General features: G+C 72.0%; 25 protein-coding genes and 1 tRNA gene. 13 read left to right on the top strand and 13 right to left on the bottom strand.

Going from position 1 to position 25,134, the window contains the following annotated elements; translation table 11 throughout:
* Nucleotides 1-554: 554 nt before the first annotated feature.
* Nucleotides 555-1,400, bottom strand: coding sequence for an aldo/keto reductase (locus ACZ4TW_RS14875; RefSeq protein ID WP_465543702.1), 846 nt, complete (start codon nucleotides 1,398-1,400; stop codon nucleotides 555-557).
* A gap of 121 nt (nucleotides 1,401-1,521) precedes the next feature.
* Here ACZ4TW_RS14875 and hrpA point away from each other — a divergent pair, with 121 nt between their 5' ends.
* Entirely contained in the window at nucleotides 1,522-5,535 is a 4,014-nt protein-coding gene (gene hrpA / locus ACZ4TW_RS14870) for an ATP-dependent RNA helicase HrpA (RefSeq protein WP_465543700.1), read from the top strand.
* Here hrpA and ACZ4TW_RS14865 read toward each other — a convergent pair.
* The 5 genes from ACZ4TW_RS14865 to ACZ4TW_RS14845 form a co-directional block, all read right to left on the bottom strand.
* Entirely contained in the window at nucleotides 5,516-6,028 is a 513-nt protein-coding gene (locus ACZ4TW_RS14865; RefSeq protein WP_465543699.1) for an SRPBCC domain-containing protein, read from the bottom strand. The genes hrpA and ACZ4TW_RS14865 overlap by 20 nt on opposite strands.
* Complete coding sequence (locus tag ACZ4TW_RS14860; protein WP_465543697.1) at nucleotides 6,025-6,390, bottom strand: ArsR/SmtB family transcription factor; 366 nt, start codon at nucleotides 6,388-6,390, stop codon at nucleotides 6,025-6,027. The genes ACZ4TW_RS14865 and ACZ4TW_RS14860 overlap by 4 nt, the downstream gene beginning before the upstream one ends.
* A gap of 80 nt (nucleotides 6,391-6,470) precedes the next feature.
* Nucleotides 6,471-7,277 carry an amino acid ABC transporter ATP-binding protein gene (locus tag ACZ4TW_RS14855; protein WP_465543695.1) on the bottom strand — a complete coding sequence of 269 codons (807 nt, stop codon included), beginning with the start codon at nucleotides 7,275-7,277 and terminating at the stop codon, nucleotides 6,471-6,473.
* Nucleotides 7,274-8,278 carry an amino acid ABC transporter permease gene (locus ACZ4TW_RS14850; protein WP_465543693.1) on the bottom strand — a complete coding sequence of 335 codons (1,005 nt, stop codon included), beginning with the start codon at nucleotides 8,276-8,278 and terminating at the stop codon, nucleotides 7,274-7,276. The genes ACZ4TW_RS14855 and ACZ4TW_RS14850 overlap by 4 nt, the downstream gene beginning before the upstream one ends.
* 2 nt (nucleotides 8,279-8,280) lie before the next feature.
* The gene (locus ACZ4TW_RS14845; RefSeq protein WP_465543691.1) at nucleotides 8,281-9,234 is read right to left on the bottom strand and encodes an ABC transporter substrate-binding protein; all 954 of its coding nucleotides are present in this window, start codon (nucleotides 9,232-9,234) and stop codon (nucleotides 8,281-8,283) included.
* Nucleotides 9,235-9,350: 116 nt separating this feature from the next.
* On the opposite strand from ACZ4TW_RS14845, the gene ACZ4TW_RS14840 reads away from it, so the two are divergent.
* The 8 genes from ACZ4TW_RS14840 (at nucleotide 9,351) to ACZ4TW_RS14805 (ending at nucleotide 16,527) form a co-directional block, all read left to right on the top strand.
* Nucleotides 9,351-10,559, top strand: a complete 1,209-nt coding sequence (locus ACZ4TW_RS14840) for an MFS transporter (protein WP_465543690.1) — start codon at nucleotides 9,351-9,353, stop codon at nucleotides 10,557-10,559.
* Between the two features lie 33 nt (nucleotides 10,560-10,592).
* Nucleotides 10,593-11,423 carry an aldo/keto reductase gene (locus ACZ4TW_RS14835; protein ID WP_465543688.1) on the top strand — a complete coding sequence of 277 codons (831 nt, stop codon included), beginning with the start codon at nucleotides 10,593-10,595 and terminating at the stop codon, nucleotides 11,421-11,423.
* Between the two features lie 126 nt (nucleotides 11,424-11,549).
* The gene (locus ACZ4TW_RS14830) at nucleotides 11,550-12,455 is read left to right on the top strand and encodes a DUF4349 domain-containing protein (RefSeq protein ID WP_465543686.1); all 906 of its coding nucleotides are present in this window, start codon (nucleotides 11,550-11,552) and stop codon (nucleotides 12,453-12,455) included.
* Between the two features lie 10 nt (nucleotides 12,456-12,465).
* Nucleotides 12,466-13,629 carry an acyl-CoA dehydrogenase family protein gene (locus tag ACZ4TW_RS14825; protein WP_465543684.1) on the top strand — a complete coding sequence of 388 codons (1,164 nt, stop codon included), beginning with the start codon at nucleotides 12,466-12,468 and terminating at the stop codon, nucleotides 13,627-13,629.
* Nucleotides 13,630-13,711: 82 nt separating this feature from the next.
* Nucleotides 13,712-13,891, top strand: a complete 180-nt coding sequence (locus tag ACZ4TW_RS14820) for a hypothetical protein (protein ID WP_465543682.1) — start codon at nucleotides 13,712-13,714, stop codon at nucleotides 13,889-13,891.
* Nucleotides 13,891-14,766, top strand: a complete 876-nt coding sequence (locus ACZ4TW_RS14815; protein WP_465543680.1) for a metal-dependent hydrolase — start codon at nucleotides 13,891-13,893, stop codon at nucleotides 14,764-14,766. Before ACZ4TW_RS14820 ends, ACZ4TW_RS14815 begins: the two co-directional genes overlap by 1 nt.
* A 46-nt stretch (nucleotides 14,767-14,812) precedes the next feature.
* Complete coding sequence (locus tag ACZ4TW_RS14810) at nucleotides 14,813-15,307, top strand: cation:proton antiporter regulatory subunit (RefSeq protein WP_465543678.1); 495 nt, start codon at nucleotides 14,813-14,815, stop codon at nucleotides 15,305-15,307.
* Between the two features lie 14 nt (nucleotides 15,308-15,321).
* Nucleotides 15,322-16,527 carry a cation:proton antiporter gene (locus tag ACZ4TW_RS14805; protein WP_465543676.1) on the top strand — a complete coding sequence of 402 codons (1,206 nt, stop codon included), beginning with the start codon at nucleotides 15,322-15,324 and terminating at the stop codon, nucleotides 16,525-16,527.
* Between the two features lie 7 nt (nucleotides 16,528-16,534).
* Here the strand turns inward: ACZ4TW_RS14805 and ACZ4TW_RS14800 are convergent, their stop codons facing one another.
* Nucleotides 16,535-17,608, bottom strand: coding sequence for an LLM class flavin-dependent oxidoreductase (locus tag ACZ4TW_RS14800; protein ID WP_465543674.1), 1,074 nt, complete (start codon nucleotides 17,606-17,608; stop codon nucleotides 16,535-16,537).
* 189 nt (nucleotides 17,609-17,797) lie between these two features.
* Between ACZ4TW_RS14800 and ACZ4TW_RS14795 the strand changes: the two genes are divergently transcribed.
* Complete coding sequence (locus ACZ4TW_RS14795) at nucleotides 17,798-18,451, top strand: NADPH-dependent F420 reductase (RefSeq protein ID WP_465543672.1); 654 nt, start codon at nucleotides 17,798-17,800, stop codon at nucleotides 18,449-18,451.
* Between the two features lies 1 nt (nucleotide 18,452).
* On the opposite strand, the gene ACZ4TW_RS14790 is transcribed toward ACZ4TW_RS14795, so the two are convergent.
* The 6 genes from ACZ4TW_RS14790 to galU form a co-directional block, all read right to left on the bottom strand.
* Nucleotides 18,453-19,919 (bottom strand): MFS transporter, encoded by a 1,467-nt coding sequence (locus ACZ4TW_RS14790; protein WP_465543670.1) that lies wholly within the window; start codon nucleotides 19,917-19,919, stop codon nucleotides 18,453-18,455.
* Between the two features lie 41 nt (nucleotides 19,920-19,960).
* Nucleotides 19,961-20,653 (bottom strand): pyridoxamine 5'-phosphate oxidase, encoded by a 693-nt coding sequence (pdxH, locus tag ACZ4TW_RS14785; protein WP_465543668.1) that lies wholly within the window; start codon nucleotides 20,651-20,653, stop codon nucleotides 19,961-19,963.
* Between the two features lie 176 nt (nucleotides 20,654-20,829).
* Nucleotides 20,830-20,905 (bottom strand) — tRNA-Ala (locus tag ACZ4TW_RS14780).
* Between the two features lie 58 nt (nucleotides 20,906-20,963).
* Nucleotides 20,964-21,989 carry a hypothetical protein gene (locus ACZ4TW_RS14775; protein ID WP_465543666.1) on the bottom strand — a complete coding sequence of 342 codons (1,026 nt, stop codon included), beginning with the start codon at nucleotides 21,987-21,989 and terminating at the stop codon, nucleotides 20,964-20,966.
* A 52-nt stretch (nucleotides 21,990-22,041) separates the two neighbouring features.
* Nucleotides 22,042-22,704, bottom strand: coding sequence for a GNAT family N-acetyltransferase (locus tag ACZ4TW_RS14770; RefSeq protein ID WP_465543664.1), 663 nt, complete (start codon nucleotides 22,702-22,704; stop codon nucleotides 22,042-22,044).
* 1 nt (nucleotide 22,705) lies between these two features.
* Entirely contained in the window at nucleotides 22,706-23,605 is a 900-nt protein-coding gene (gene galU / locus ACZ4TW_RS14765; protein ID WP_465543662.1) for a UTP--glucose-1-phosphate uridylyltransferase GalU, read from the bottom strand.
* Between the two features lie 62 nt (nucleotides 23,606-23,667).
* On the opposite strand from galU, the gene ACZ4TW_RS14760 reads away from it, so the two are divergent.
* Genes ACZ4TW_RS14760 through mscL form a run of 3 tightly spaced genes read left to right on the top strand, consistent with a single transcriptional unit; the run spans nucleotide 23,668 to nucleotide 25,093 of the window.
* Nucleotides 23,668-24,246 (top strand): 5-formyltetrahydrofolate cyclo-ligase, encoded by a 579-nt coding sequence (locus tag ACZ4TW_RS14760; RefSeq protein ID WP_465543660.1) that lies wholly within the window; start codon nucleotides 23,668-23,670, stop codon nucleotides 24,244-24,246.
* Between the two features lie 50 nt (nucleotides 24,247-24,296).
* The gene (locus ACZ4TW_RS14755; RefSeq protein WP_465543658.1) at nucleotides 24,297-24,596 is read left to right on the top strand and encodes an FmdB family zinc ribbon protein; all 300 of its coding nucleotides are present in this window, start codon (nucleotides 24,297-24,299) and stop codon (nucleotides 24,594-24,596) included.
* 56 nt (nucleotides 24,597-24,652) lie between these two features.
* Nucleotides 24,653-25,093, top strand: a complete 441-nt coding sequence (gene mscL / locus ACZ4TW_RS14750) for a large conductance mechanosensitive channel protein MscL (RefSeq protein WP_465543656.1) — start codon at nucleotides 24,653-24,655, stop codon at nucleotides 25,091-25,093.
* Nucleotides 25,094-25,134: the final 41 nt, after the last annotated feature.

The raw sequence follows: 25,134 nt of genomic DNA, 5'->3' as shown, positions 1-25,134 counted from the left end.
GGTTCCCAACACCCGAAGGCATCAGGGAGTTCAAATCACTGACAGAGAAACAACTGACTCGAAAATCAAATTGTCCATCAATCAAAGGAAACCCATCCCCCACCCAAAAAGGCAGGAAACACGGGGTTCAAAGAATTGGCATTGAACATAGTGCACGCTGTTGAGTTCTCAAGAAACGGACGCACCCGGGTTGCAGCCTCGCGGCCTGCCCCCAGGGCAACCTCTCTACTGTAGCACCCCGCCGGACCGCTTCCGACCGCGGGATCCGCGGCGGACACCACCTCGAGGAGGTGCGGTTCACTTGGAGTGCAACTAGATAATCTTAGGCTTGAAGCAACCGAGTCGCAATGTGCGCCTTCGAGGCTGTTTGGCTAAGACCTTCGCCCGGTCTGCCAGGGCTTCTCGCTCCCGGCCGCCGCGGCGACAAGAAGAAATCTACGGGGATCCGGCCGCGGCGACAAATCGAGCGTGCATCCCGGGCGTGTCGGGCCGTTCCGGACAGCCGACCGGGGGCCGGCGCCGAGCGCCGAACCCCCGATCGCGAGGTGGATCCGTCAGCCGAACCCGTGCGGGTCGGGCCCCAGCCGACCCGCATCTTCGAGCGCGGTGATCGACTCCATCTCGGGGTCGGTGAGCTGGAAGTCGAGCACGTCGAAGTTCTCTGCCATGCGCTCGCGGCGGTTCGACTTCGGGAAGACGATGAAGCCGCGCTGCAGGTGCCAGCGGACGACGACCTGGGCCGGCATCTTGTCGTGCGCAGCGGCCGCCTCGGTCACGGCCGGCAGTTCGAGCAGCGGGTACTTGCCCTGCCCGAGCGGACCCCACGACTCGATCGCGATGCCGTTCGCCGCGGCGTAGTCGACCACGTCGGGCTGCTGGTGCGCCGGGTGCAGCTCGATCTGGTCGACCGCCGGCACGATGCCCGTCTCGGCGATGACGCGCTCGAGGTGCGGCACCATGAAGTTCGAGACGCCGATCGAGCGGGCGCGGCCCGACTCGCGGATCCGGGCGAGCGCCTGCCACGACTCGACGTAGCGGTCCTGCGCCGGGACCGGCCAGTGGATCAGGTAGAGATCGACGTAGTCGAGCCCGAGCCGGTCGAGGCTCGCGTCGAACGCGTCGAGCGCGGACTGCGTGCCCTGGTCGTCGTTCCACAGCTTGGTGGTGATGTACACCTGTTCACGGGGAATGCCCGAGGCGGCGAGCGCTCGACCCACGCCCTCCTCGTTCCCGTAGATGCGGGCGGTGTCGAGGTGGCGGTAGCCCACCTCGAGCGCGTCGGTCACGATGCGCTCGGTCTCGGCCGGGTCGACCTGGAACACCCCGAACCCGAGCTGCGGGATCGAGTGGCCGTCGTTGAGCTGGATGCGCGGTACGGATGTCGCTGAGATCTGCGTCATACCGACATGCAACCCCAGGAGCCTCCGAGTTCCACCCCCTGTTCGCCGGTCGCGAAAGCGGGTGGACCGGGAGGACGGCGGCGACCGCCCGACGCGCCGGCCGCCATACGATGGAGGGCTGATGTCCGAGCGCACCCCCCTTCCGATCGCCGCGATCACCTACCCGGCCGAGCTGCCGGTCGGTGGCCGACGCGACGAGATCGCGCGCGCCATCCGGGACCACCAGGTCGTCATCGTCGCCGGCGCGACCGGCTCGGGCAAGACCACGCAGCTGCCGAAGATCTGCCTCGAGCTGGGACGGGAGTCGATCGCGCACACGCAGCCCCGCCGCATCGCGGCGCGGACGATCGCCGAACGCGTCGCGGAGGAGCTCGGCACCGAGCTCGGCGGGCTCGTCGGCTACCAGGTGCGCTTCACCGACCACGTGAGCGAGTCGACGCGCATCAAGGTGATGACCGACGGCATCCTGCTCAACGAGATCCACCGCGACCGCGAGCTGCGCCGGTACGACACGATCATCATCGACGAGGCGCACGAGCGCAGCCTCAACATCGACTTCCTGCTCGGGTACCTCACGCGGCTGCTGCCCCGCCGGCCCGACCTGCGCGTGATCATCACGAGCGCGACGATCGACCCCGAGAGCTTCGCGAAGCACTTCGCCGACGCGACCGGGGCTCCGGCGCCGATCATCGAGGTGTCGGGCCGCACGTACCCCGTCGAGATCCGGTACCGCCCGCTCGTGGCCGAGTCGGCAGGCTCGAATGCGGAGGAGGACGACGAGGGCGCGGCCGCGGAGGACCGCGACGTGCAGCAGGGCATCCTCGACGCGCTCGACGAGCTCGGGCGCGAGGCGCCGGGCGACGTGCTCGTGTTCCTCTCCGGCGAGAGCGAGATCCGCGACGCCGAGGCGGCCGTCCGCGCCCACGCCGCGCGTCGCGGCGCCGCCGACGTGACCGAGGTGCTGCCGCTGTACGGCCGGCTCTCGTCGGCCGACCAGCACCGGGTGTTCGAGCCGTCGAAGGTGGCGGGGCTCCGTCGCCGGGTCGTGCTGGCGACGAACGTCGCCGAGACGAGCCTGACGGTGCCGGGCATCCGCTACGTCGTCGACGCGGGCACCGCGCGCATCAGCCGCTACTCCGCCCGGTCGAAGGTGCAGCGGCTGCCCATCGAACCCATCTCGCAGGCCTCCGCGAACCAGCGCTCGGGCCGGTCGGGGCGCACGAGCGAGGGCATCGCCATCCGCCTGTACTCCGAGGAGGACCACGGCAGGCGGCCCGAGTTCACCGACCCCGAGATCCTCCGCACGAACCTCGCGGCGGTCATCCTCCAGATGGCCTCCCTCGGGCTCGGCGCCGTCGAGGACTTCCCGTTCCTGACCCCGCCCGACGCGCGCGGCATCCGGGACGGCGTGGAGCTGCTGCGGGAGCTGGGGGCGATCGACGAGACGGCGCCGCAGGAACGGGGGCCGCAGCTCACCCGCGTGGGGCGGCAGCTCGCGCGACTGCCGATCGAGCCGCGGTTCGCCCGCATGGTGCTCGAGTCCAAGGCGCAGGGTGTCAGCCGCGAGGTGCTCGCCATCGTCGCGGGGCTGACCATCCAGGATCCGCGTGAACGACCGCTCGAGCGCCGTGAGCAGGCCGACGCCATGCACGCACGGTTCGTCGACCCGACGAGCGACTTCCTGACGCTGCTGAACCTCTGGAACCACCTCGAGCAGCAGCAGCGCGAGCTTTCGGGCAGCGCGTTCCGGCGCATGTGCCGCACCGAGTTCCTCAACTACCTGCGGGTCCGCGAGTGGCAGGACCTCTACCGCCAGCTCGTCCGGCTCGCGAAGCCCCTCGGCCTGCACGTCGCGCAGTCGGCCGGCGCCCCGAATCCGGATGGCGTCCACCGCTCGCTGCTCGCCGGGCTGCTCTCCCAGATCGGCATCCGGGACGACAGCCGCACCTCGAGCGGGCGCGGCGGCGCGAGCGGCCAGCGCGAGTCCGAGCGGCGCGGCCGTCGCCCGCAGGCCGAGTTCACCGGCGCGCGGAACGCCCGGTTCGTGGTGTTCCCCGGATCCGCGCTCGCGAAGCGGCCGCCGGCCGCGATCATGGCCGCCGAGCTGGTCGAGACGAGCCGCCTGTTCGCGCGCACGGCCGCCGCCATCGACCCGGCGTGGGCCGAGCAGCTCGCCGGCCCGCTCGCCAGGCGCAGCTACTCGGAGCCGCGGTGGGAGCGACGGCAGGGCTCGGCCATCGCCGACGAGAAGGTCATGCTGTTCGGCGTGCCGATCGTGCCGAAGCGCCGGATCCAGCTGGCCCGCGCCGATTCGGCGCTCGCTCGCGAGCTGTTCATCCGGCACGCCCTCGTCGAGGAGGACTGGGACTGGAGCCGGCTCGACACGCGCGCCTACGCGTTCATCCGGCGAAATCGCGAGCTCCGCCGCGAGCTCGGCGAGATCGAGGAGCGCACGCGCCGGCGCGACGTGCTGGCCGGCGACGAGGCCGTGGTCGCGTTCTACGAGCGGCGACTGCCCGCCGACGCCACCGACGCGCGGGCCTTCGAGCGGTGGTGGCGCGCCGAGCACCGCCGTTCGCCCGACCTGCTGACGATGACCGTGGCCGACGTCGTCGGCGACGAGAAGGTGACCGCCGACGGCGGGTTCCCCGACCGATGGCGGCAGGGCGACCAGACGCTCACGCTCCGCTACCGGTTCGAGCCGGGTGCTCCCGACGACGGCGTGAGCGTGCTCGTGCCGCTCGTGCTGCTGCCGCGCCTCGAGGCGACCGGGTTCGACTGGCAGGTTCCAGGCCTGCGCGACGAGCTCGTGACCGCGATGCTCCGCACGCTGCCCAAGGTCCTTCGCCGCCAGGTCGTGCCCGCCGCCGAGTGGGCCGCGAAGATCGGCGCCGAGCTTCCCGACGGCCCCGAGTCCGGCGCGAGCCGACCCCCGTTCGCCGAGGCGGTCGCGGGCGTGATCAAGCGCCTGACGTACGCCCCGGTCACGGCCGACGACTTCGAGCTCGACCGCCTGCCACCGCACCTGCGCATGACGTTCCGCGCCGTCGACGAGCGCGGTCGTGCGGTGGGCGACGACAAGGAGCTCACGGCACTGCAGTCGCGGCTCGCCGACCGGGCCAGTCGTGCGGTCGCGTCGACGTTCACGCCCGACGCGCAGGGTGATGGCTCCGCGAACCGTGCGAGGGGTGAGGAGCGAGCGCAGCGGGCGTCTCGAAGCCCCGATGCTCCTCGAGCGGGTTCCGAGACCCCGCCTCCGGCGGCTCCGCAACCGGAAGCGGGAATCACCGCGTGGCAGTGGGACGAGCTTCCGTCCCACGTCGACACGCGCCAGGCGGGCAACGTCGTGCGCGCGTATCCCGCCGTCGTCGACGAGGCCACGTCGGTCGCCCTGCGGCTGGTCGCGACCGCCGAGGAGCGCGACCGGGCGTCGCGCCGCGGCATCCGTCGCCTGCTCGTGCTCGCGACGCCGTCGCCCGTCGCGTACGTGCAGGAGCACCTCTCGAACCAGGAGAAGCTCGCGCTCGCGTCCAGCGCGTACGCCGGCCCGCGCGCGCTCCTCGACGACTGCCTGGCGGCGGTCGTCGACGCGGAGCTGCGGGAGCGCCACCCCGACGGGCTCGTCCGCACGCGCGCCGAGTTCGAGGCCGTGCGCGACGTGGTGTCGGCCAACGTCATGGACCGCATGTTCGAGACGGCCGCGCTCGTCTCGCGCATCCTCATCGCCGCCCGCGAGGCCGATCGAGCGATCGCGAAGGCGTCGAGCCTGCACCTCATGTCGGCGCTCGCCGACGCCCGTGCCCAGCTCGAGGCGCTCGTGCCATCCGGGTTCGTCTCGGCCACGGGCCTCGGGCAGCTGCGCCACCTGCCGCGCTACCTGGAGGCGATCACCGTGCGCGTTCGCCGCATGCAGGAGAATCCGGGCCGCGACCGACAGCTCATGACCGAGTTCGACCAGGCCCGCACGGCGTACGAGAAGGCCGGCGGCACGCTGCCGATCGACGCGGAGGCCGATCCGACGCTCGTGCGCGTGCGCTGGCTGCTCGAGGAGTTGCGCGTGGGCCTGTTCGCGCAGGAGCTGCGCACGGCCGAGACCGTGTCGGTGAAGCGGATCGTCAAGGCCCTGTCGGAGTGATGGCGGCGAAGCGCTCGGCGTAGGACGGCTCGAGTTCGGCGAACCGGCGAGCCCAGCGCTCGCGATCCTTCTCGGCGGCGGGGTCGGCGACGTGCCGCGCGAGGCTCTCGAGGTAGGCGTGCCAGCCGGCGCCGTGGTCGAGCCGGGTGACGTGCTCGTGCCGGAGGCGGAGCCGCGTGCGCTCGCCCTCGGGCTCGAGCTGCACCGTGAGCAGCGTCGGGATCTCGCCCACGACGGTCCAGGTCGTCGTGAAGCCGGTCGGCCGCTCGCACGAGGTGACCTCGCCGTCGAGGTAGACCTCGCCGTCGGGGGTCAGCACCTGCCAGCGCCCACCGGGCCGGAAGTCGCCGCGGTAGATCGCCATCCAGCGCGCGAGCCGCTCGGGCGTGGTGATCGCCTCCCACAGGTCGTCGGGGGTGGTGTCGTAGACCTCGTCGAACTCGAGCAGGAACCCGGGCTCGTCGGGGAAGATGTCGCCGGTGACGGCCATCATGCGTCCTTCCGTCGGGCGGGCTGGTCGCCCGCGTCGGTGCGCCGGGCCCGTGCCCCGCGCGCGACCTCGGTGTGCAGCGCGTCGAGCCGCTGCCGCCACGACCGGCGGTACCGTTCGAGCTCGGCGGAGGCGTCGTCGACGCCGGCGCGGTCGAGCGCGTAGATGCGTCGGGCGCCGTCGGCCCGCACGGTCGCGAACCCGTGCTCGCGCAGGATCCGAAGCTGGCGCGAGACCGCGGGCTGGGTGATGCCGAACTCCTCGGCGACGACGTCGACGACCGCGCCGGCCGGCCGCTCACCGCCGGCCAGCAGGTCGAGGATGCGGCGGCGGACCGGGTCGCCGAGGACGTCGAACGCATGCACGGCGACATCCTATCAGTCTGCCGTTATATACGTAAGGACTGATGCGATGTCGCGCCGACGCGCCGCCCGCGCACCCGCCCTCAGAGCACCTTCGAGAGGAACGCCTGCGTGCGCTCGTGCTTCGGATTCGCCAGCACGTCGCGCGGAGCGCCCGACTCGACCACGATCCCGTCGTCCATGAACGCCAGCGTGTCGGCCACCTCGCGCGCGAAGCCCATCTCGTGCGTCACGACGATCATCGTCATGCCGCTCTTCGCCAGGCCCTTCATGACGTCGAGCACCTCGCCGACAAGCTCGGGGTCGAGCGCCGAGGTGGGCTCGTCGAAGAGCATCAGCTTGGGATCCATCGCGAGCGCCCGGGCGATCGCCACGCGCTGCTGCTGTCCGCCCGAGAGGTGCGCCGGGTAGTAGTCGGCCCGCTCGGCGAGGCCGACCCGCGCCAGGAGCTCGAGAGCCCGCTCCTTCGCCTTCGCCTTCGCCACCCCCTTCACGACGACGGGCGCCTCCATCACGTTCTCGAGCGCCGTCATGTGCGGGAACAGGTTGAACCGCTGGAACACCATGCCGATGTCGCGCCGCTGCCGCGCCGACTCCTTCGGCGCCAGCTCGTACAGCTTGCCCCCGGCCTCGCGGTACCCGACGAGCTGCCCGTCGACCGACAACCGGCCGGCGGAGACGTTCTCGAGGTGGTTGATGCACCGGAGGAAGGTGGACTTCCCCGAGCCGCTCGGCCCGACCAGGCACAGCACCTCGCCGCGCTTCACCTCGAGGGAGATGTCCTTCAGCACCTCGTGCGATCCGAAGCTCTTCGACACCCCCTCGGCGAGCACCATGGGCACGACTGCGCCGGATGCCTGCGGCACTGCCGCCGCGTCGACGTTCGTCATCGCGCGTCACCTCCCTGCTTGGCGCCGATCGTCGGATCCTGCACGGCCGCGGGAACCGCACCGGTTGCGGCCGCGCCGCCCGCCCCGCCGGCACCCGCCGCCGGCCGGGCGCCGATGCCGCGGGCGAAGCGCTTCTCGAGGAAGTACTGGCCCACCATCAGCACCGACGTGAAGAACAGGTACCAGATCGACGCCACGATGAGCAGCGGGATCGGGTTGAACGTCTCGGCGGAGATGTCGCGCGTGCGCGTGTAGAGCTCGAGCGTGAACGGGACGGCCGTCACGAGGGAGGTGGTCTTCAGCATCGAGATCACCTCGTTGCCGGTCGGCGGGATGATCACGCGCATCGCCTGCGGCAGGATGACGCGGCGCATCGTCTGCGACCAGCTCATGCCGAGCGCGGTCGCCGCCTCGTCCTGGCCCTTGTCGACCGAGAGCAGGCCGGCGCGCACGATCTCGGCCATGTACGCGGCCTCGTTCAGCGCGAGGCCGATGACCGCGAGCCAGAACGGACCGAGCACGTCCTTGGTCTCGAACGACGCCCAGGGCTCGGTGAACGGGATGCCGATGTCGATCGTCTGGTAGATGATCGCGATGAGACCCCAGAAGACGAGCTGCACGTACACCGGCGTGCCCCGGAAGATCCACAGGTAGAACCACGCGATCGACTTCACGACCGGGTTGGGCGAGAGCCGCATGACCGCCAGCACGACGCCGAGCACGATCGCGATGGCCATCGAGAGCACCGTGAGCTCGAGCGTGACGAGCGCCGCCTGCGAGACCCGGCGGTCGAAGAGGTACTGGCCGACGACGGGCCAGTCGTAGGCGGGGCGCTGGGCGGCGTCGATGACGAACAGCGCGAGCAGCAGCACGAGCACCACCGCGAACACGTTCCGCCAGGGGTGCCGCAGCTTCACCGCCTTGATCGGGGCGCGCCCGACGGCGCCGGCCGGCGCGCGGGTCTCCCCGCGCGCCGGCCGGTCCGATCCGGTGGCCGACATGATCAGCCCTGCCCGGCCGCGTTGATCGTGATCTCCTCGATGCCCCCGTCGGCGACACCCCACTCGTCGAGGATGTCGCCGTAGGTGCCGTCGTCGACGAGCGACTGCATGGCGGCCTGGATCGCCTCGGTCAGACCGCGGTCCTTGCCCACGGCGATGCCGTACGGCGCGACGTCGAAGGACTCGCCGGCCGCCTGCAGCTTGTCGCCGGTCTGCTGGATCGCGTAGAGGGTCACGGGCGAGTCGGCGCTGAGCGCGTCGGCCTGGCCGAGCGCGACGGCGTTGGTCGCGGCATCCTGCGTGTCGAACGGCACCTTCTCGATGGGGGGCTTGCCGGCGGCGACGCACGCCTCGGACTTCGCGGGGACCTCGTCGGTGTCCTCGTACGTGGTGGCCTGCACGGCGACCTTCAGGCCGCACGCGTCGTCGGGGTCGACGTCGTTGCCCTTCGCGGAGGCCCACATGATGCCGGCCTCGTAGTAGTTCACGAAGTCGACCTGCTCCTCGCGCTCGACGGTGTCGGTGAACGACGAGACGCCGATGTCGGCCTTGCCGCCCTTGACGCTCGGGATGATGTTGTCGAACTTCGCCACCTGGAACTCGACCTCGAGCCCGAGCTTGGCGGCGACGGCCTCGGCGAGCTCGGCGCCCCAGCCGATCGGGTTGCCGTCGGCGTCCTTGAACTCGTTCGGCGGGTAGGTGGGGTCGATGCCCACGATGAGCGTGCCGGAGTCCTTCACGTCGTCGGGCAGGAGGGCCACGGCGGCGTCGTCGACCGCGATCGACGCGGCGGGCGCGTCGGAGTCGTCGGCGCCGGGCGACGTGTTGTCGACGCATCCGGTCAGCAGGAGCGCCGCGGCCGCGAAGACGGCGGGAACGGCGACGAAGCGAGTACGCATGTGATTCCTCTTGTTCGGGTCGAAGGTCGACGACGCGGCACGGGTCGTCGTCGACACTCGGAGACACTAATACAGCCCGACGGGGTCGGCACCCGCCGCCGAGGCGATCGCGGGCGCCCGATTCGCCTCCGGGGCGCCGATGGGCGCGACATCCGCCTCGATAGAGTCGGGGAGTGGCAAGCTACACCGACCTGCTGAGGACTCCCGGCGTCGCTCGCATCATCGCCGCCCAGCTCACGGCTCGGTTCCCGTCCGGCATGCTCTCCCTCGCCTTCCTGCTGCACGTCGAGCAGCAGACCGGGTCGTACGGCGCCGCGGGGCTCGTGCTGGCCGCCACGTCGATCGGCCAGGCGGTCGCCGGCCCGCTGACGAGCCGCCTCATGGGCCGGCTCGGCATGCGGCCGGTGCTCACCGCGACGCTCGTCGTGTGCGCGAGCTCCGTCATCGCGATCGGCGTGCTCCCGCTCACGGTCCCGCTCTACATGGCGATCGGCCTCGTGTGCGGGCTGGCCACCCCGCCCGTCCAACCGGCGGTGCGCACGATCTACCCCAAGATGGTCAACTCCCGGCAGCTGACTCCGCTGTTCTCGCTCGACGCCTCCGCCCAGGAGATCATCTGGGTCGTCGGGCCGGTCGTCACGACGTTCGTCTCGACGCAGATCGGCACCGTCTGGGGCATCCTGCTCGCCGCCGCGATGATGATCGGCGGCACGACCTGGTTCATCGCCTCGCCCGAGCTCGGTCGCGTCCGCATCCCGCGGTCGAAGCGACGGTTCGGCACGGTGCTCGCGCGTCCCCCGGTGCTCCTGGCGACGGTCGTCGGGTTCCTGCTCATCGGCGCGTGCGCCGCGGTCGAGGCGGGGGTCGTGGCGGCCTTCGGGCACGACGGCGCCGAGGCCGGCATCGTGCTCGCGATCTTCTCGGTCGGCAGCCTCGCGGGCGGCCTGACGCTCGGGCACGTGCCGATCAGCCCCTGGTCCACCGCGCGGCGCATGCTCATCGTGTTCGCGGGCGTGTCGCTGGCGGCCTTCGCGATGGACTTCTGGTGGCTCGCCCTCACGCTCTTCATCGCCGGGATCGGCATCGCACCCGCCCTCGCGGTGCTGTTCTCGATCGTCTCGGTGAGCGTGAAGTTCTCCGACACGGCGGAGGCGTACGGCTGGGTCGGCACCGGGCAGCTGATCGGCGCCGCGCTCGGCTCGGCCGTCGCGGGCTTCCTGATCGACGGGTACGAGGCCGTCGGCGCGTTCTGGGCCGCATCCGTCCTGGCCTTCCTCGGCGTCGTCGTGCCGGCGCTCGGCCGGCGCTGGCATCCCGACCTCCGGGGGCGCGACGCGAGCCCCATCCCCGACACCGAGCCGGTTCCCGTCACGCCGAGCTGACCCTCGGCCGACCCCTCCGAGAAAGGCGAACGGATGTCGCATCCCCCACTCGCACCCCTGGTCCCGCTCGCCGACGGGCACGCGATCCCGCAGGTCGGGTACGGCATGTACAAGGTCCCGGCGGAGGACGCCGTGCGGCTTGCGCGGACCGCGCTCGAGCTCGGCTACCGCCACCTCGACACCGCCGCGCTGTACGGCAACGAGGCCGAGGCCGGAGCGGCCGTGCGTGAGTGCGGCCTGCCGCGCGAGGAGGTCTTCGTCACGAGCAAGGTCTGGAACGCCGACCACGGCTACGACCAGGCCCTCCGCGCGTTCGACGCCGCCATGGACCGGTTCGGCCTCGACCGGCTCGACCTGTACCTCATCCACTGGCCCGTGCCGTCGGCCGACCGCTACGTCGACACGTGGCGGGCGCTGGTCCGCCTCCGCGAGGAGGGTCGGGTCGCGTCGATCGGCGTCTCGAACTTCCATGCGCACCACCTCGAGCGCATCATCGACGCGACCGGCGTCGTGCCCGTCGTCAACCAGGTCGAGCTCCACCCGTGGCTGCCGCAGCGAGACCTTCGGGCGGCGCACGAGCGGCTCGGCATCCGCACGGAGGCGTGGTCGCCGCTGGCCCGGGGGCGCCTCCTCGGCGAACCCGTGCTCGAGCCGATCGCCGCGAAGCACGGCCGATCGGTCGCGCAGGTCGTGCTCGCGTGGCACGTGCGGCAGGGCATCATCGTGATCCCGAAGGCGTCGAGCGCCGACCGCATCGCGCAGAACCTCGACGTGTTCTCGTTCCAGCTCGACGAGGCGGATGTCGCGGCGATCGCAGCGCTCGAGTCGGGCGAGCGGACAGGCCGTGACCCCGATTCGGACTGAGGCCTCCCGAGACGGCCCCCGGCGGGATCCTCGCTCGGCCACTCACAGCGGACCGCGACCCGATCGTGACCCGACTCGCAGCGGGCGTCCAGACATCCGCCTCCGGCCCGGCGGTACCGTGACGGCATGATCAGCCGACGCGCTCGTCTCGCCGCGGCCGCCGCCGCCGTCGCCCTCCTCCTGACCGGCTGCTCCATGGGCCAGGGTTCGTCCTCCGACGGCGGATCGCCCGGCGTGGACCCGCAGCCCGATGTGGGCGTCGAGGCCCCCGCCGAGGGCGGCGACACGGGCGGCGAGGCGCTGGTGCCGCAGCAGCCGGTCGAGGACGACCGCAGCGTCATCACGACCGGATGGCTCACCATGACCGTCGACGACCCGGTGGGCGCGGCGTCCGACGTCGCCTCCGTCGTGGACCGCGCCGGCGGGCGCATCGACAGCCGCAGCGAGACCCCCGGCACCGACACCCAGCAGGCCAGGGCGACCCTCGTCGTGCGCATCCCCGCCGCCGAGTTCGACGCCGCGCTGGCCGACCTGCGCGAGCTCGGCGAAGTCGACTCGGTCCAGGTCGACGCCGCCGACGTGACGCAGCAGCGGCAGGACCTCGATGCGCGCATCGAGGCGCTCGAGGCATCCGTCGACCGCCTGCTCGCCCTGCTCGCCGAGGCGACCACGACCGCCGATCTCATCGCGATCGAGTCGGAGCTCGCGACACGGCAGGCCGAGCTCGACAGCCTCGTCGCGCAGCGGGACTCGCTCGTCGACCAGGTCGAGTACTCGACGCTCACGGTCGACCTGCTCTCGGAGGGCATCGCCCCCGACGCCGGGCCCGACGACTTCTGGAGCGGGCTCATGGCCGGCTGGGAGGCGCTCGTGGCCTTCCTCTCCGGCGTCCTCGTCCTGGCCGGCATGCTGCTCCCTTGGCTCGCCCTGCTGCTCGTGCTCGCCGCGATCGTCGTCGGCATCGTGATCCTCGCGACGCGGCGTCGCCGGCACCCGCACGACGTCCCGCCGTCGGAGGACCTCCCGGCGTAGGCTGGTGCGCGTGAGCGCGCAGAGCCCCGAGACCCTGCTCGACGACGAGCTGCTGGCGCGCCTGCGCGAACGTGCGGCCGACTACGACCGGCGCAACGCCTTCTTCACCGACGACCTCCTCGAGCTCGGCGAGCGCGGCTACCTCCGCGCGCTCGTGCCGGTCGAGCTCGGCGGCCTCGGCTGGGACCTCCCCGACGTCGTCCGGGCGCAGATGCGCCTGGCCGGCGCGGCGCCCGCGACCGCGCTCGGCGTGAACATGCACCTCGTCTGGACCGGCGTCGCGCGGGTGCTGCACGACCGCGGCGACGACTCGCTCGACTTCGTGCTCGACGAGGCCGCCGAGGGCGAGGTGTTCGCGTTCGGCATCAGCGAGGCCGGCAACGACCTCATGCTGTTCGGCTCGGGCACGGTCGCCGACCCGCAGCACGACGGGAGCGTGCGCTACTCCGGCCGGAAGATCTTCACGTCCCTCTCCCCCGCGTGGACGCGGCTCGGCGTGCACGGCCTCGACACGCGGTCCGACGACGCGCCGAAGCTCGTGTACGGCTTCATCGACCGGGAGGATCCCGACGTCCGCGTGCTCGACGACTGGGACACGATCGGAATGCGCGCCACGCAGAGCCGCACCACCGTGCTCGACGGCGCGGTCGCCGCGCCCGACCGGATCGTGCGCCGGCTCGACCCCGGGCCGAACCCAGACCCGTTCGTCTTCGCGATCTTCGCCTGCTTCGAGCTGTTCCTGAGCTCCGTCTACGCCGGGATCGCCGGACGGGCCCTCGAACTCGCCGCGGAATCCGCGAAGTCGCGCGTCTCGGCGAAGACCGGCCGGGCTCGCTCGGAGGATCCCGACGTGCGACGCCGGATCGCCGAGGCGGCGCTCGCCCTCGACGCGATCCCGCCGCAGCTGCTCTCGCTCGCACGCGACGTCGGCGACGGCGTCGACCACGGACCGTTCTGGTTCGCCAAGCTCTCGGGCGTGAAGGTGCGCACGGTCGAGACCGCGCGCGAGGTCGTCGACAGCGCCGTGCGGGTCGGCGGGGGTGCGACGTACTTCGCGGGCAACGAGCTCGGCCGGCTGCAGCGCGACGTGCTCGCGGGAGTGTTCCATCCCTCGAGCGAGGATGCCGCGCTCTCGACGATCGCGAACGCCTGGCTCGGGCCCGTGGAGGACTAGCACCGCCGGCCGCGTTCCGGCGCCGGGGGCCCGCCGATAGACTGGCGCCGCGGCGCGTGCCGCACGTCCGAAGGAGTTCGTCGTGAGCCTGTTCCCGTTCCTGATCGCCATGGCCCTCTTCGGCTTCGGCATGTGGCTCATGAGCGTCGCCGACGTCGTCGCCGGATTCGAGGCCCTCGTCTTCTTCGGCGGCATCGCCTCGGTCTCGCTCGCCCTGGCCATCCCGGTGAACATCCTCGGGCGCCGCGAATCCGGCATCTGATGGCGCTGCCCGGCGCCGACACGATCGTCACCTTCCCCGTCGGGGACCTCGCCGCGACCGGCACGGTGCTCCACGTTGCGCCGCACGCGGAGCGGCTCGCGGTCGTCACCGACGTGACGAGCATCCACCCCGTCGACAGCGCATGGCCCGACCAGCCGGCCGATCCCGGCGTGCTCCGCATGGCCGACCGGGCGTTCCCGATCCGCGACGCGGTGGTCGCGGCGACCGACGGCGCCGAACTGCACGTCGGCGACATCCCGGTGCGACCGGGCACCGACGGGTGGACGTTCCTGGTGGCCCACCTCGTCGACGACGACGTGCCCGTCGCCGAGGGCGACGAGGTCGTGCTCGAGGCCGAGGCGGCGGCGCGCCGCGCGCTCTCGTTCGGCCACACCGCCTGCCACGCGGCATCCCTCGCCCTGAATCGGGCGCTCGCAGGTCGCTGGTCGAAGGCCGCCCGGCAGGATGCCCTCGGCTCCCCCGACTTCGACGGCATCGCCATCGCGACCTCGCGCATCCACCCGTTCGGCTCGGTCGACCGCTACCGGCTCAACAAGTCGCTGCGCCGGGCCGGGTTCGACCCGAGCGGACTCGCCGACGATCTCGGCGGGCTCGCCGCGACCGTCGACGCGACGCTCGCGGAGTGGGTCGCCGCCGATGCGAACGTGCGGATCGAGCGCGTGGGCGAGCACCTCACCGACCGTCGGACGTGGGTGTGCGAACTGCCCGAGGGCTCGGCACGGATCCCGTGCGGCGGCACGCACGCCTCCTCGCTCGGCGAGCTCGGCGCGGTCCGCGTGTCGTTCGAGCTCGTCGACGACGGCGGCACCCCGGTGCTCGAGATGACCACGACCGCCTCCCCCGATTCGGCCTGAGCGTCCCTCAGCGCCGATGTCCGCCCGCGGGGTTACCATGACGGGCGTGGGTATTCGCATCGAGAAGGTCGACCTGCCCGGGATCGGCTTCCGCCACGACCTCGTGACCGAGGGCGGGCGGCGCATCAGCGTCGTGTCGCACCGGGACGGCGAACGGGACCTCGGCGTCTTCGACGACGACGACCCCGACGCCTGCCGCGACTCCATCCCCCTCAACGACGATGAGGCCGCCGCGCTCGCAGACGTGCTCGGCGCCTCCGTCATGATGTCCCGCCTGACCAGCCTCTCCGACGAGACGGCGGGACTCTTCACCGAGCAGATCGCCCTGCCGACCGACTCGCCGTACCTGAACCGCCCCCTCGGCGACACCAAGGCGCGCACCCGCACGCACGCGTCGGTCGTCGCGATCGTGCGCGACGGCCAGGTCATCCCGTCGCCCACGCCCGCCGACGTGCTGCGCGCCGGCGACGTGCTCGTCGCGGTCGGCACCCGGCACGGCCTCGACGGCGTGGCCAACCTGCTCGCACACGGCCCCGACTGAGCCGGGGCACCGGGATGCATGAGACCACGCTGCTCCTCGTCGAGGTCGGCGCGCTGCTCTTCGCCATGAGCCTGCTCGGGCGCATCGCCATCCGGTTCGGCATCTCACCCATCCCGCTCTACCTGATCCTCGGCCTCGCGTTCGGCGAGGGCGGGCTCATCCCCCTCGAGGCGAGCGAGGAGTTCCTCGCGACCGCCTCCGAGATCGGCATCATCCTGCTGCTGGCGCTCCTCGGCCTCGAGTACACGGCCCAGGAGCTCTTCTCCAGCCTCATGACCTCGCGCCGCGCGGGCATCGTCGACGCGGTGCTCAACGCGCTGCCCGGCGCGGCGCTCGCGCTGCTGCTCGGGTGGGGCCCGGTCGCCGCCGTCGCGCTCGCCGGCGTGACCTGGGTGTCGTCCTCGGGCGTCATCGCGAAGCTCCTGCGCGACCTCGGGCGCCTCTCGAACCGCGAGACGCCCTCGGTGCTCGCCGTGCTCGTCATCGAAGACCTGGCGATGGCGTTCTACCTGCCCGTGCTCTCGGCGATCGTGGTCGGCGTGAGCCTCGTTCAGGGCGCGATCGGGGTCGCGGTCGCGGTCGGCGTGGTGGCGCTCATCCTCTTCGTCGCACTGCGCCACGGGCACGTGATCTCGCGGCTCTTCCCCGCCGACCACGCCGAGCCGCTGCTGCTCGGCGTGCTCGGACTGGTCATGCTCGTCGCCGGCATCGCGCAGGAGGTCAGCGTGTCGGCGGCCGTGGGCGCGTTCCTCGTCGGCATCGCGCTGTCGGGCCGCGTGGCCGCCAACGCGAGCGCCGTCCTCACCCCGCTGCGCGACCTGTTCGCGGCCACGTTCTTCGTCTTCTTCGGTCTCACCACCGATTCCGCGGCGCTGCTCTCGATGCTGCTCCCTGCCGCCCTGCTGGCTGTGGTCACGATCCTCACGAAGCTGGTCTCGGGCTCGTACGCGGCGCGCATGGCCGGCATCGGCACGCTCGGCCAGTGGCGGGCCGGGCTCGTGCTCGCACCCCGCGGCGAGTTCTCGATCGTCATCGCGGGGCTCGCGGTGGGCGCGGGCGTCGAACCGGCGCTGGCTCCGCTCGCGACCGCGTACGTGCTCATCACGATCCTCGCCGGCACGTTCCTGTCGCGGCTGCCGGATGCCACGTGGTTCCGCTCGGCGGTGCGGCGGCGCCGGGCCGCCCCGGGGTCGCCGGGCCTGAGCGGCGCACGGCCCTGAGCCGGGCTCAGTCCGCGGAGACCGCCCCGTCGGTGCCGGCATCGGGCTCGGCGAGCAGTGCTCGCACCCGCGGCACCACCTCGGTCGCGTAGAGCTCGATGGTGCGCATCATCGCCGCGTGCGGCAGGGTGCCGTTCGAGTACTTGAGGTCGAAGCGGTCGGCGCCGAGCGTGCGCATCGTCTCGGCGATCTTCTGCGCGACCGTCTCGGGCGATCCCGCGTAGAGCGCGCCGTGCGGGCTCGCCTCGCCCTCGAAGTGCTCGCGGGTGACCGCGCCCCAGCCGCGCTCGCGGCCGATGCGGTTCATGATCACCTCGTAGTGCGGCCACAGCGTATCGAGCGCCTCCTCGTCGGAGTCCGCGACGATGCCGGGCGAGTGCACGGCGAGCGGCTGCGGCTCGTGGCCGAACTGCGCGAGCGCCTTGCGGTACAGCTCGGCGAGCGGCGCGAAGCGCACGGGGCTGCCGCCGATGATCGCGAGCACGAGCGGAAGCCCGTAGTGCGCGGCACGCACGACCGACTCCGGGCTGCCGCCCACGCCGACCCACGTCCGCAGCCTGCCGTGCTCGACGCGCGGGTAGACCAGCTGGTCGGTGAGCGAGGAGCGGAGCTTGCCCTCCCAGGTGACCGGCTCCTGCGGGAGCAGCGCGGAGAACAGGTTGAGCTTCTCCTCGAACAGGTCCTGGTACTGGCTGAGCTCGAATCCGAACAACGGGAAGGACTCGATGAACGAGCCGCGGCCGAGGATCACCTCGGCCCGCCCGTCGGAGAGTCCGTCGAGCGTCGCGAAGCGCTGGTACACGCGCACGGGGTCGTCGGAGCTGAGCACCGTGACCGCCGAGCCGAGGTGGATGCGCTCGGTGCGGCCGGCGATGGCCGCGAGCACGACCTCGGGCGCCGAGATCGCGAATTCGCTGCGGTGGTGCTCGCCCACGCCGAAGAAGTCGAGGCCCAGGCGGTCGGCGAGTTCGGCCTCCGCGACGACGTTGCGCAGCACCTGCGCCTGCGAGAGCGGTTCGCCGTCGGCGCCGACGGTGACGTCGCCGAAGGTGTCGAGTCCGAATTCGTACTGGCGCGCCATCCGCTGCTCCCCATCGCTTGGTCGATGCACGTGCATGCATCCGACGGAACCCCGTCGGGTCCGAGACTATTCCGGCCCGCTCCCACCGGGGAATGCCTCGGTGCGGCGGGGCGTTGGCACCGATGACGGCGTCGCCCCGCGATGCCGTCGGGTCGCGCCATCCGGGCCGCCCTGACGAGGAGGAGCAACGTGACGGACCGACCGGTCATCGGCATCTTCGGCGCCGGCAAGGTGGGCACCGCGCTCGCCCGCCTGCTCGTCGACGCCGGGTACGAGGTCGTCCTCACCGGGTCGCCGCGCCAGACCGCGCTCGACCTGCTGGTCTCCGTGGTCGCGCCCGGCGCGACGGTCGCCGCACCGGCCGACCTCATCGCCCGCGCCGACCTCATCATCGTCGCGGTGCCGTTCGGCAAGTCGGGCACGATCCCGTGGGAGGAGTTCGACGGCAAGGTCGTCGTCGACGCCACGAACTACTGGCCGCCGGTCGACGGGCACATCGCCGAGATCGACGCCGACCCGCGGTCCACGAGCGAGATCCACGCCGCGATCAACCCGCGCGCCCGTGTCGTGAAGTCGCTCAACCATCTCGGCTACCACGACATGGAGGATGACGCGATGCCCGCCGGATCGCCCCTGCGCCGAGCGCTCGCCGTCGTCGGCGACGACGCCGACGCCCGCCGGATGGTCGCGGGCGTGATCGACGACCTGGGGTTCGACGCCGTCGACGGCGGCGCGCTCGCCAACGGCCGCGCGCTGGAGCCCGGGCATCCGGCGTTCGGCAGGGAGCACTCCGCGACTGAGCTCGCCGCGCTGCTCGACGCCGAGCGCGTGCTCGTCGCCTGACTCAGGCGGCGACCGACTCCGTCCGGCGCTGGCGCAGGTCGACGAGGCCGACGAACAACGCGAGCAGCAGCAGCGCGCCCACCGCCGCCATCCCCACGGCGTAGGCCGTGTGGAAGACGTCGATCCGCGCCTCCTGCCCCTCCTCGTTGTAGAGGGTCGAGTAGAACAGCGAGAGCGCCACCGCCGTGCCGATCGCGGTGCCGATGCGCTGGCCGAGCTGGCCGACCGAGCCGGCGAGTCCACCCTGCACGACCGGCACGTCGGCGAGGGCGAGCACCTGGTTCGGCGCGATCACGAGCCCGCCGCCCGTGCCGCCGATGAGCATGACGCCGGCCATGAGCCACGGGGTGAGCTCGGACGGGCTGGCCACGGCGACCACGACGAGCAGGCCGAGGCCCACGAGCAGCAGGGCGATGCCGAGGACCACCAGCGGTCGCCCGACGCGGTTGACGAGTCGCCCCCCGAGCCACGACGTGTACGCGCTCGCGAGCGCGAACCCGATCGTGACCATGCCCGCGAAGACCGGCTCGAGGCCGAGGCCCTGCTGCAGGTACAGGTTCGTGAGCAGGAACGACGCCGGCGTCGCGGCGAAGTACGCCGTGGCCAGCAGTGTGCCGTTGCGGTACGAGCGCCGGGAGAACAGGTCGAGCGGTACGAGCGGCGCGCGCCCGGATGACGCGTACCTCCGTTCCCACCAGACGAACGCGACCACCGCGACCGCGAACACCACGAGCGTCCACCACCGGGCGGGATCGTCGTCGGGCGAGCCGGTCGTGAACAGGAACGGCCACATGAGGGCCACCACGACCACGCCGAAGATGCCGACGCCGACCGGGTCGAGCGACACCCGGGCGCGATCGCCCGGCGGACGACCCGGCAGCAGCCACGCGGCGAACACCAGCGCGACGAGCGCGAGCGGCACGTTCATCCAGAAGATGCCGCGCCATCCGTCATCGGGACCGCCGATCGCGATCGCGAGACCGCCGAGGGTCGGCCCGAACGCGGTCGCGATGCCGATCGTCGCGCCGAAGAGGCCGAACGCCGCGCCGCGCTCGGCTCCCTGGAACAGCTGCTGCACGAGGCCGAGCACCTGCGGCATCTGGATGCCCGCCGCGACGCCCTGGAGGAGGCGGCCGACGAGCAGCACCCCGGATGTCGGCGCCAGCGCGCACACGAGGCTCGTCAGCGCGAACAGCGAGAGCCCGATGAGGAACATCACCTTGCGCGACCCCTGGTCGCCGAGCCGGCCCGCGGGCACGAGGGTCAGGCCGAAGGTCAGCACGAAGCCCGCCACGAGCAGCTGCAGCTCGGTGGACCCCGCATCGAGCGCGCGCTCGATCGACGGCAGCGCGACGTTGACCTTCGTGAGATCCATGATCGTGATGCCGGCCACCGCCACGCACACCCAGTACGCGCGCCAGCGCTTGTCGTTCGCCATGGGGGCGTGGGCACTCGGCGGATGCGACATCCGCCCCAGCCTAAGCCCGAGCCGACCCCCGCCGGCGCACGTCAGGGCTGCAGCCGCTCGAGCCGCCAGCCGCCCGCGACCGCCGCGGGGTCGCGCGTGAACACCAGCCGGTCGTGGAGCCGCGAGGTGCGGCCCTGCCAGAACTCGACGCGCCACGGGCGCACGCGGTAGCCGCCCCATCGGTCGGGGCGGCGCACGTCGCCGACGCCCGAGTACCGCTCGTGCAGCGCCGCGACCTGCGACACGAGCTCGGCGCGCGAGCCGATCGGCTGGGACTGCCGGCTCGCGGTCGCCGAGATGCGCGCTCCGAACGGGCGGCTCGCCCAGTACGCGTCGGACTCCTCGTCGTCGACGAGGCTCACCGCGCCCGTGACGATCACCTGCCGGTGCACCGGGTACCACGGGAACAGCAGCGTCGCCGTCGGGTTGGCCGCGAGGGCCCGGCCCTTGCGCGACTCGCGGTCGGTGTAGAACACGAACCCCCGGTCGTCGACGCCGCGGAGCAGCACCGTCCGGCTCGACGGCATGCCATCGACGTCGACGGTGCCGAGCACCATCGCGTTCGGCTCGTACACGCCGCGCGCGTCGGCCTCGGCGAGCCACCGGTCGAACTGCACGAGCGGGTCGGATGCCACGTGGCCCTCGTCGAGCTCTTCGGCACCGTAGTCGGTGTGCCGGTGCAGCGCGTGTTCGATCTCGCGGTCGGGGCGCTCCGGGTCGATCGCGTCGATCATGGCTCCATTCTGTCGCCCAAGCGCAGCAGCGAGCGGAGGCTTTCGGGTCTGAGGCCGATCATCCTCATGCCGACTCGTCGGAGCGGTGGCCCGCGACGCCCGTGCGCTGCACGAAAAACGGCTGAACCCGCGTCATCCGCGGGTTCAGCCGTTCACGATGTCGTGAGACATCACAATGGTGGACCCAGGGGGATTCGAACCCCCGACCTTCTCATTGCGAACGAGACGCGCTACCAACTGCGCCATGGGCCCGAGCCGTGAACGACTCTATCATCCCGCGAGGGTGGTCCTGACCACCCCGGCCGTCGCCTCACACCGCGGTGCGGCGACGGCGCAGCACGAGGTCGAGGTCGCTCATGCCGGGCTCGGCGGCGTCGACAATGCCCATGCGCGCGTACGGGTTCGCCACGTCGATTGGGCCGGTCTCGGCGACGGTGGCCGGGTCGGGTTCCGCGGGCCGCCGCAGCACGGGCACCTGCGGCTCCAACCGCTCGGCGCGCTCGGCGAGCTCGGCCTCGGCCGCCGCGCGCTTGAGCTGCTCGGCCTCGGCGATCGAGGCCATCACGCTCGCGGCGATCGTCCCGCGGGAGAGGTGCAGCGGCTTCGGCAGCGGCTGCGGCGTCCACCCGGCGGACGCCTCGGGCTCCACCTCGACGTCGATCGGTTCGAACGGCTCAGCGGCGGGCGCGACGGACGCCACCGCGGGCGCCGCGACCGCGGCCGGACGGCGGCGCGCGAGCACCACCAGCCCCGTCATCGCGACGACGATGCCCGCGCCGCCCCCGAGGGCGACGTACGGCGTGCCGCCGAACGCGAGCAGGACGAACCCGGCGACGACCGACAGGAGGGAGCCGAGCAGCAGCAGCGAGCACAGCGCGCGACGACGACGCAGGCCGCGGCGGGTGAGCCCCCGGTCGGGCGCCGGCGACGCGCCATCCGGCACCGCCTGGATGGTCGGCACGGGCGCCGTCGCCGCTGCGCGGGCGGCGCGCTCGGCACGTTCGGCCAGCTCGCGCTCGGCCGCCGCTGCCGCCTCCTCGGCGGCGATCCGCTCGGCGATCGCGAGGTTCTCGGCCGCCTGCGCCTCGAGCCGGGCTGCGAGCTCGTGCTCGTGGAGGATGCGCTCCTGCGCGGCGACCTCGCGGGTCGTCATCTCGACCCGCACCTCCTCGGGCGTCTCGGCGGTCTCGGCGAGGATGCGCAGCGTCTGCTGCAGCCGGACCGCGTTGCGCTCGGTGGCGAGGTACTGCCGGCGGCGCAGCCAGCTCGGCAGGAGGTAGGCGATCCAGAGCGTCGCGGCCACCGCCACGAGCACGCCCCCGCCGATCGCATCCATGGGTCAACGCTAGGTCACGGCGGGTCGGCCGAACCGCTCGGGGCGGGGCGTGTCAGCGATCCCCCACCCGAAGGGGGGTGAGCGCGGCCTCGCGATCGGCGGCGGGGATCGTCGCGGCGCCGGCCGGCGCTCGGCCCTCGCGCCAACGGCGCAGCACGCCCCCGGGCACCTCCTCGGCGACGAGGGCGAACGCGAAGTGGTCGCGCCAGTCGCCGTCGATGTGGATGAATCGGCGCCGCAGGCCCTCGTAGCGGAAGCCGAGCTTCTCGACCACGCGCAGCGACGGGCGGTTCTCGGGGCGGATGCAGATCTCCATGCGGTGCAGGCGCAGGGAGAGGAAGCAGTGGTCGGTGGCGAGGGCCACCGCGGCGGGCGTGATGCCGCGCCCGGCCATGTCCTTGGCGACCCAGTACCCGATGGATGCCGACGACAGCGAGCCGTGCGTGATCGACGACACGTTGAGCTGCCCGACGAGCTCGCCGTCCCACTCCATGATGAACGGCAGCGCGCTGCCGGCCCTCGCGTGCGCGGTGAGGTTGCGGATGCTCGCGCGCGTGTCGATGATCGACCCGCCGCCGGGGTAGGTCGCCTCCCAGCGGCGCAGCCAGCCGCGGTTGTCGAGCAGCACCCGCTCCAGCGGCTTGGCATCGCGCGCACGGATGGGCCGCAGGGTCAGCGACCCGTCGGAGATGGTGGGAACGGATGCCGCGGGCACCTCAGCCTCGTTCGAGTCCGGCCGAGAACTCGGCCAGCCAGGCTCGGAGGTCGGACCCGAGGTCGTCGCGGTCGACCGCGAGCTGCACGACCGCCTTGATGTAGTCGAGCTTGTCGCCGGTGTCGTAGCGGCGACCGCGGAACACGACGCCGTAGACGCCGCCCGTGCCCTCGACGTCGTTGGCCATCTCCATGAGCGCGTCGGTGAGCTGGATCTCGCCGCCCTTGCCCGGCGGGGTGCGCTCGAGCACGTCGAACACCTGGGGCTTCAGCACGTACCGGCCGATGACGGCGTAGTTCGACGGCGCCGCCTCCTTCGACGGCTTCTCGACGAGGCCCGTGATGCGGACGACCTCGGGGTCGTCGGTGGGCTCGATCTCGGCTGCGCCGTAGAGGTGGATGCTGTCGGGATCGACCTCGAGGAGCGCCACGATGGACGCGTCGCGTCGCTCCTGCTCGTCGAGCATGCGCGTGAGCAGCACGTCGCGCGCGTCGATGATGTCGTCGCCCAGCAGCACCGCGAACGGCTCGTGGTTGATGTGCATCTCGGCGCGCAGCACCGCGTGGCCGAGGCCCTTCGGGTCGCCCTGACGCACGTAGTGGATCTGGGCGAGGTCGGTGGCCTCGTTCACCTTCTGCAGCTTGGCGGTGTCGCCCTTGGCCTCGAGCGTGGCCTCGAGCTCGGCCACCCGGTCGAAGTGGTTCTCGAGCGCGTTCTTGTTGCGGCCGGTGATCATGAGCACGTCGGTCAGGCCCGCATGCACGGCCTCTTCGACGACGTACTGGATGGCGGGCTTGTCGACGACCGGGAGCATCTCCTTCGGCATCGCCTTCGTCGCCGGCAGGAACCGGGTTCCGAGTCCGGCGGCAGGGATGACGGCCTTCGTGATCCGATCTGTCATGGCCTTCAGCGTAGCCGTACCCGGTGGCGGTCCCGGCGGCAGCGGGTCCTAGGATGGCTCGCATGCGCGACGATCCGACCGTGGTGAAGCGGATCCTCCGCGCCGAGCTGCGCGAGCGCCGGCAGAACATGCCCGCGCACGAGCGCGAGCTCGCGAGCGAGGGCTTCACGTCCCGGCTCCAGGAGCTGGTCGGCTCCACCGGCGCCACGTCGCTCTCGTGCTACCTCTCGATGCCGACCGAGCCCGACACTCGGCCGTTCGTGCGCTGGGCGGAGGCGAACGGCGTGCGCGTGCTCTTCCCCGTGACCCGGGAGGACGGCCTGCTCGACTGGACGGTCGGCGAGGAGGAGGACGAGGTCAGGGGCCTGCACGGCACCCCCGAACCGCTCGGCGAGCTGCTGGGGCCGATGGCGATCAACGACGTCGACCTGATCCTCGTGCCGGCCGCGGCGGTGGATGCCACGGGCATGCGCCTGGGGTGGGGTCGCGGCTATTTCGACAAGACGCTGGGTTCGATGGGAAAATGTCCCCCGGTGTACGCCATCGTCTTCGACGGCGAGTTCGTCGAGGAGGTGCCGCGGGAGGTGCACGACCAGCCGGTGAACGGCGTCGTGACCCCCACGCGCATCGTCGCGTTCTGAGCTTCCCGGCGCACGCCCCAACTGCCACCGACGGATCGCGGGAGCCTTCCATGCCCACCTACTCGTACCGCTGCACGGAGTGCGGCGACGCCTTCGACATCCAGCAGTCCTTCACCGACGACTCGCTCACCGAGTGCCCCGCGTGCCGCGGGAGGCTCCGCAAGCTGTTCAGCGCGGTCGGCGTGACCTTCAACGGGTCGGGCTTCTACCGCACCGACTCGCGCACGGCATCCTCCACGCCGTCGACGTCTTCGGGCTCCGAGTCATCGTCGAGCGGCTCCGGCGGATCCGCGGCGGGCTCGTCGGCCGGTTCGTCGACGGCGTCGACCGGCTCGGCGACCGCCGCCTGACCCGACGCCGCCTCAGCCACGCACCCGAACGAACGGAACAGAAGGGGGTCCGCCGCGTGCTCAAGGGATTCAAGGAGTTCATCCTCCGCGGGAACGTCATCGACCTCGCGGTCGCGGTCGTCATCGGCGCCGCGTTCACCGCGGTCGTCAACTCGATCGTGAACAACGTCTTCAACCCGCTGATCGGCGCGCTGTTCCGCGCCGACAGCCTCGACACCGCCCTGATCCTGGAGATCCCCACGACCGACGGGAGCGTCGCCGAGGTGAAGTTCGGCGCCGTCGTGGGCGCCATCCTCACCTTCGTCATCGTCGCCGCGGTCGTCTACTTCGTGTTCGTCCTGCCGATGAACGTGCTCAAGCAGCACGCCGAGACGCGACGGAAGGCCGGCGAGCCGAAGCCGGAGGATCCCGAGACCGAGCTGACGCTGCTGACCGAGATCCGCGACCTCCTCGCGGCGGAACGCGCGACCGCGTCCGCCTCGCGTCGAGCCGACTGACCGATCCGCCGCACGACCGGAGCGTCCCCTCGCCCCGCGAG

The organism is Agromyces sp. NPDC029043 (assembly GCF_055564615.1).
Note: the sequence above shows the minus strand (reverse complement) of the source record. Positions and strands in the feature narration are given on the sequence as shown.